The following is a 6888-nucleotide window of genomic DNA, read 5'->3' on the forward strand; positions in this document are numbered from 1 at the left end:
ATAGGCCCCACTAAGAACCCATGACTGATACTGCCCTCGATCAATTTTGGCATCTCGTAAGTAGTGCATTAACCCTTAACCCAGAAGCCTTTGAACTGATCAATAGCTTGCCATTAGGGGGCAGAGTCGCCCTGATTGTGGTACTCTCTGCGGGCATGGCTCAGGCGATCGGTCAATCCATTGTTCTCTATATTAATCAAGTTAAACCGATTCGCTTTGGCTTAAGTTTAACCTTTGCCGCCTTTTTATTTGCGATCGCCTACGGATTTTGGTCTCTGAGCGTTTGGTTTGTCGGTAACTTCTTCTTCAAACTCGATACCCAGTTTGCCGAAGTGGCCAATATCATCGGCCTGAGCTATGCCCCTCAAATGCTCGGTTTCTTAGTAGCTATCCCCTACCTAGGTGTACCCGTCGGGGTCATTCTCTCCATCTGGAGTTTCCTAGCCGTTATCGTCAGTTTTGAAACCCTTACCCAACTCGATACCTGGCCCGCCTTTAGCTGTGCTGTTTTAGGATGGCTCTTCCTACAACTGTGTCAGCGTACCATTGGCCGTCCCATTACCGCCTTGGGAGGTTGGCTCATGAATACGGTTGCTGGTACTCAACTGGTTTGGGATAAATCCGAACTCGAAGAACGAGTCAGAGCCGGATATCAGGGTCGGAAAAAAGCCAATTGGGTCAAAGAAAAAGCCAAACCCACCCCCTCAAAGCGTTCTTTTCCCGGCTATGCCAAAATCCTAATTGCCGTCTTCATAGGTATCATTTTAGCCTTCCTGCTTTCCCCCTCATCCTATCAACTCCTAGCGAATTGGTATGCATCCCTCAGTCGAACAGTAGATCTAATTGTAGACCTGAGCATCATTAGCTTCATCGCGCTCCTGTTCGCCATCATCCTCACCCCAACCGAAAGCCTAGGATGGTGGGCTGGATGGTATGGCGATGAAGAACTCAGCTATCCTGGAACCCCCGTCCGTCAAGCCTCCAATTCTACCAAAATTTCCCGCTACGTCATCTATTTAGACGGCATTTCCCAAGGAACCCACGAATATTTACCTGATGTGGAACTCCTGCTCAATCGTTTAGCAGATAAGGTTCCTGAAAATATCTTAATTGTCAAAGGGATTATGCCCTATTCCGTCACCAACCGCCCCTTGACGGAAAATCGTCCCTTTGCCTTCTTCTGGCGCATTATTGATTCTATTAGACTCAAAGCACCCGATAGTCCCATTGGTTTTATTGTCAATGTTCGTAATATTGTTGCCGTTGCAGTGGCCGCCGATCCTCGTTATGGCCCCATTCAAAACCAAGGACTGGCTCAAGTTCTGTTCGAGAGTCTGATTAACTTTGGCTATCAGGTGGAGAGTAAAACCCCGATTACCTTAATTGGCTATAGCGGGGGGGGACAGATGTCCATGGCGGCAGTTTCCTATCTCTATGGAGCCACAGGAGCTAACATTGAAGTGATTTCTCTAGCGGGTGTGATTAGTGGAAATACGGGAGCGATGGAGGTGGAGCATCTCTATCATCTGGTGGGCGAAAAAGATAATGTGGAACGCTTGGGGCCAGTTCTATTTCCTGGACGTTGGCCGATTATGGTGCAGTCCAATTGGAACCGGGCAAAACGTCGTGGAAAAATTAGTCTGATCGATTTGGGGCCTGTGGGCCATGATGGGCCGACGGGGCCGTTAGATGATTATACATTTTTACCCGATGGACGTAGCTATCTGGATCAAACGGTGGATTTAATGACCGGTATCCTGTTAGAGGATTGGACAATGGGCACAAATCCTCACCAAGTGGCAATGAGTAATTATCAGCGCTATCGCAGTGTGTTGTTTAATCAACCGGAGAGTTATCCGTTCTATTATCCCCTGGAGCAAACGGTAAATCGTCAGTTGTATAAACCGGTGGGGACTTGGATGGGACGGCTCTTATTGCCGAAAGCGAATCAACGGCAGCGCCTGCGCGGGGTGTTGTTTGAAGTTCACCATACGGAGGATCGGTATCAATATTTGGTGGGTCAAGTGGTAAATTTGCGCTGGAGTGACGATCCGGCCGATGCGACCTTGTTCCAGGAAGTGACTAAAGATGTACATTTTGTGGATCAGGTGCGGGTGAGTAAACAGCAGGGTAATGTGCATCCCGATCGCCTCAACCATTGGTTAGCCGTCACTCCCTTAGAGTCATTAGCTGGTGCAAGGCCGGTGGATGATGTGCTAGTGAAATTATCAGGGCCAGTGGTGGTGCTGGAACAGCCGGGACTACGGCCCACCCTGGTGATTCGTCGGGAACCGGTACAAATTTCTGGACGCTTCCAAGGGTTAGTTATGATCTTGGGCCCCTTGGGGGATGACCGCTTCCAGGTACGCCATTATAATCCCCAGTCAAAATACTTTGATGGCCCGGAGGAACCCGTTTATATTCCCTCTGTTGTAGCCGATCGCCATGGGGTTTTTCCATCCACCAACTATCAGCTTGAACGCTCTCCAGTTAATTCCCAAGGATGGCGAATTACGGGAGCTAAAAACGATCGAGGGGAATTTGTGGTACTTTCTCTGGCTCCACAGAGTCTGTTTACGGTGACGGCCGATCGGATGATTGAAGGGAAACGAGACACCCAACGCTATATTGACCGGGACTGTTGGGCGAATTTACCGGCGAAAAAAGGGACGATTTCTAAAGTGCTATTGGTGAATGACCCGAATCAAGCGAGTTTAAGCAATCGGGGCATTTATGCGGGCGATCGCCTCTTGTTGATTCATATGTATGGCGGAATTGGGGGACAAAAGGCTGAGTTTGCCCCGATGGGGATTTTCTTTGGTCATTTTTCCTATGGAATTGCCCATGTGGTAGAAGATCCGTTTACTGGATCACTAAAATTTGAGATTGAATATCGGCAAATCTATACCCATAACACGGATGGGATTATTGCTGGCTCTTTATCTTGGGAACGCTATAGCGGCGATCGCCAATGGGGATGGGTGGGATGCCGTCCGATTGGGGATACTCTGATTAAGTTTAGTCCCTTGACCGATGACTATAATTTTGATGGTCTACGCTTTTCAGTTCTGGATAATATTATCCTGGAATTGGATATTATGGCCGCTCGTTACCGCATTGGCGATGGCACAGGAACCACCTTTGTAACGCCGATTAATTCCTGCGTTCAGGATTCTTCCCAAGCCTTATATCGGGCGATCGAGCGTACTGTAGAGCAGTTTAAAGCTAATCGAGAAATTCAACGGTGGTTAGAAGCTAATCCCCACCATGAGCAAAGCCAACGTTTTGAGCAGTTGGTGCAATTGGGGCCCTATTTAAGGAAACAATTGGCTCCCTTAAGGATTGTACGGGAAGATTGGCGATCGGATAGCGCTACCTTGGGACAATTTGCGATCGAGCAACCGGCAAAAACCATTTATAGTACCTTAGCCAGTTGGCGCTCTTTGTTGCCAAAACTGGCCCATGATGTGGTCACCAAAACCTTTTTATCCCAGGGAGCCGTCTGTTGGATGCTCCGCACCAATCAAGTTGGGGGATTCGATCCTGATATTGAACCGGTTGCCCCGACAGATTTTGGCTTGGGATAATAAACAATGAACAATCAATCATGAACTTAGTGAACCTCAAGAAATTTAGTTAGATCGAGTAGATCGAGAGTTGAATACATCACAAAAAAGCTGGATTGTAATTTTTTTTCTGTAACTCAAATGAACATACTGCAACTAAAACAAGAAGGCTTTTTCGTCCGTTTCTATAAATTAGCATTTGTCAATATCCTCTCAAATATCATGGTTCCCCTAGCGGGTTTAGTTGACGTTGCTTTTTTAGGACATCTAACAGAAATCTACGATTTGGCAGGAGTGGCAGTCGCAGCAGTTATCTTTAACTATCTCTACCGCTTGCTGAACTTTCTGCGAATGGGAACCACAGGAGTAACGGCTCAAGCTGTAGGAGCAGATGACCGAGAAACTGTACTATTAGTTTGCCTCCGCAATGGCTTCATTGCCCTAGTATTGGGGAGCGCCATTTTAATTTTCCAGTATCCCATGGAAAAGTTGTGGTTCGATCTTTTAAGCGCCAGTCCAGAAGTTAAGACGGCAGGTGCAGCCTATTTTAATGCCCGAATTTGGGGCGCTCCTGCCGTCGCAATAAATTTAGTAATCATAGGTTGGCTGCTAGGCTTAGAAAAAAGCACTCAAGTTCTTTGGATGACTGCACTAGGGAACGGAGCCAATATGCTATTAGACTATTTTTTTATAGTTCGCTGGGGATGGGGAAGTTGGGGGGCGGGTTTATCTACCTGCTTGAGTCAGTATTTAACCTTGCTAATAGGAATTATCTGGATTAGTCGGCAAATTAAGTTTCAAGAAATCTTCTCAGTGGCAGAAAGATTCTGGAATTGGTTGGAGTTTAAAGCAACTTTTATACTAAACGGGGATATATTCATTAGAATTTTAGCGAATCGAGGGACTTTGCTCTTATTCACCAATTTAGGCGCGGCCATAGGAACGAATATCCTAGCTGGAAATGCTTTAATGATAGAAGTAATTTTACTGACTATATCTTTTATTGAAGGCATAGGATTTGCTACGGAAACTTTAAGCGGTAACTTTAGAGGTAAAGGAGAGTTTCAAAAATTGACTTCTCTAGTGGCGATCGCTGTCGCAAATAGTGTCTTTATTGGGCTTTCCTTTGCCCTAGTGTTTCTCCTCTTTCCTGAAGCTCTATTTGGACTGTTGACCAACCACGCTGAAGTGACCGACGAAATTAAGATTTACATTCCCTGGTTAGTGCCAGTTCTAGGCTTTTTATCGGTTGCTTTTATGCTGGATGGCTACTTTTTAGGTTTATCAGACGGAAGCGCCCCTCGAAATTCAGCTTTAAGTGGATTTTTTTTAGGATTTACTCCTATAGCTATCTGGGCATGGTATGTTAGTAGTAATCAAATTCTATGGTTATCTTTGGCAGCATTTATGCTAGTCCGGGCCCTAACTATTAGCCTACAGTTACCCAGAAGTCTTCAATTTAATAATGACAATGAATAATAAAAACAAACGGCCAAAACCAGTTTTAATGACTCCTATCCGGCGTTGTGGCAGTCATGCCTTGCGCCTGCGCTTGAATTTTTCTCCCAAGTTCTATTCTCCTTACCCCCTGCATCTGGTGGATTTTATGCCACTCTTAGAGCTTTATGGGGATTTAGCTGATGACTTTACTTATTTTCAGTTGGTTATCGATTTAGTCGGTTTGCAAAATGCAACTATGGTGAAATGGCAAAACGTGGCTTTAGAGCCAGTTGCTATTTTTGAGAGTATTAAAGATCGTCCTCGCTGCGTGCATACGGTTGCTTGGGAAATGTTGTTTCAAGCAGGACAACAGCATGGGGCAAAAGTAGTGATGGACAAATCCTTGGATAACGTCTATTATGCTGAAGAGTTAATCTCTCTGTTTGAAGACATCAAGTTTTTGAATGTGGTTCGCGATCCCCGAGCTCAAATCCATAGTATTAATCGGGCTATTATTCACGAGTTCGATACTGTACTAAACGCTATAACTTGGGTTAAAGCCCACGAGACTGCTATGGCTCTTGCGGAAAAATATCCAGAGAGGGTTTTAACCATCCGATATGAGGATTTTTTGACCCATCAAGAAGGGGTTTTGCGGCAGATTTGTCAGTTTTTGGAGATTGAGTTTTTAGACTCGATGCTGGATGTTTCCCAATCGAGTGAAGCGCAAGAAATAGCTGTCTTATCGGCTTTATGGTCTACTAATTCTTCGCCGCCGATACTCGCTAACATTGATAAATTTAAGCAAGATTTAAGCGATGCTGAAATTGAAATAATTGAGAGCGTGGCAAAGCCGATTATGGATTCTTATGGCTACGAATTTATGACTCAAGCAGGAATTAAGGTGACAGAAGAAATGTTGACAGTAGCCAGAGAATTGAACTCGCAAAAAAGGGAAAAAGCTTGGATGGATTTAAGGGAAAAAGATCCTCGCGATTACCAGCTAAGAAAGTTTCGTTCGGACTATCTTGGGATGCTAAAACAGCGCTTATTGGCAGGTGGATAGAGAAGAGGTAATATCAAATCCGGTTAGAGTAGTTGTCATTAAATTGATACTTTGGATCAGGGAGCCGTTTACGCATCAATCAAGTGAGAGGCTTTGATCCCGATATTGAACCGGTTGCCCCCACGGATTTTGGCTTAGGCTAAATGGGGAAAAACCTATCCAATGGGGCGAGTTCCCGGATAAACCGCATGAAACCCTCGACTTCCAGAGTGAGGCAAACTGCGTTGATAGGAAGCCTCTGTTGGTTGTCCCCACCCCAGTTGCAGCAAGATCTCTAATTGACACTCCCCGACCTAAAGGTACGGGGATTCTTGGTTCACGGAGATTACTTGCTTAGACAGAATTACTTCTGAGAAAGTAGGGGTATTCTCTCCCCAAGCGTTTATTGGGTCTAGCCCAAAAGTTCCCGTATGCCCTACGGTACTTAGTCCTTTCTTCAAAATATTGATGGCTGCATTTTCGTCTCTATCTAATACACAACCACAAGGACATACATGGGTTCTTGTTGATAGAGATTTTTTCACCATTTCACCGCATCTAGAACAGTTTTGAGAAGTGTAGTTTGGCGAAACGGCAATTGTTATCTTGCCATATTTAACCCCAAAATACTCTATCCATTCTCTAAATTGATACCATGCAGCATCATTTATACTTTTAGCTAGACAGTGATTCTTGACTAAGTGCTTAACTCTTAAATCTTCATAAGCTATCACATCGTTAGAGTGAACTACGCACCTTGCTAACTTCACAGCAAAGTCTTTACGTTGCCTAGTTATTTTAAGATGACCCTTAGCTAATCTTTGTCTAGCTTTTTCT

4 protein-coding genes are annotated in these 6888 nt (G+C 44.9%); 3 read left to right on the plus strand and 1 reads right to left on the minus strand.

What is annotated here, in order from left to right; translation table 11 throughout:
* The first annotated feature begins 20 nt into the window (after positions 1-20).
* From PMG71_RS19800 to PMG71_RS19810, 3 genes are all read left to right on the plus strand, one after another.
* Complete coding sequence (locus PMG71_RS19800) at positions 21-3587, plus strand: Yip1 family protein (RefSeq protein WP_283755449.1); 3567 nt, start codon at positions 21-23, stop codon at positions 3585-3587.
* Between the two features lie 120 nt (positions 3588-3707).
* Positions 3708-5045 carry a guanitoxin biosynthesis MATE family efflux transporter GntT gene (gene gntT / locus PMG71_RS19805; RefSeq protein WP_283755450.1) on the plus strand — a complete coding sequence of 446 codons (1338 nt, stop codon included), beginning with the start codon at positions 3708-3710 and terminating at the stop codon, positions 5043-5045.
* Positions 5038-6072, plus strand: coding sequence for a sulfotransferase family protein (locus PMG71_RS19810; protein ID WP_283755451.1), 1035 nt, complete (start codon positions 5038-5040; stop codon positions 6070-6072). Before gntT ends, PMG71_RS19810 begins: the two co-directional genes overlap by 8 nt.
* Before the next feature lie 293 nt (positions 6073-6365).
* On the opposite strand, the gene PMG71_RS19815 is transcribed toward PMG71_RS19810, so the two are convergent.
* The coding region (locus PMG71_RS19815; RefSeq protein ID WP_283755452.1) for an RNA-guided endonuclease InsQ/TnpB family protein at positions 6366-6888 on the minus strand (523 nt) is incomplete at its 5' end.

The sequence above is a fragment of the Roseofilum acuticapitatum BLCC-M154 genome (assembly GCF_030068475.1).
In the GTDB taxonomy this organism is placed as follows: Bacteria; Cyanobacteriota; Cyanobacteriia; order Cyanobacteriales; family Desertifilaceae; genus Roseofilum; species Roseofilum acuticapitatum.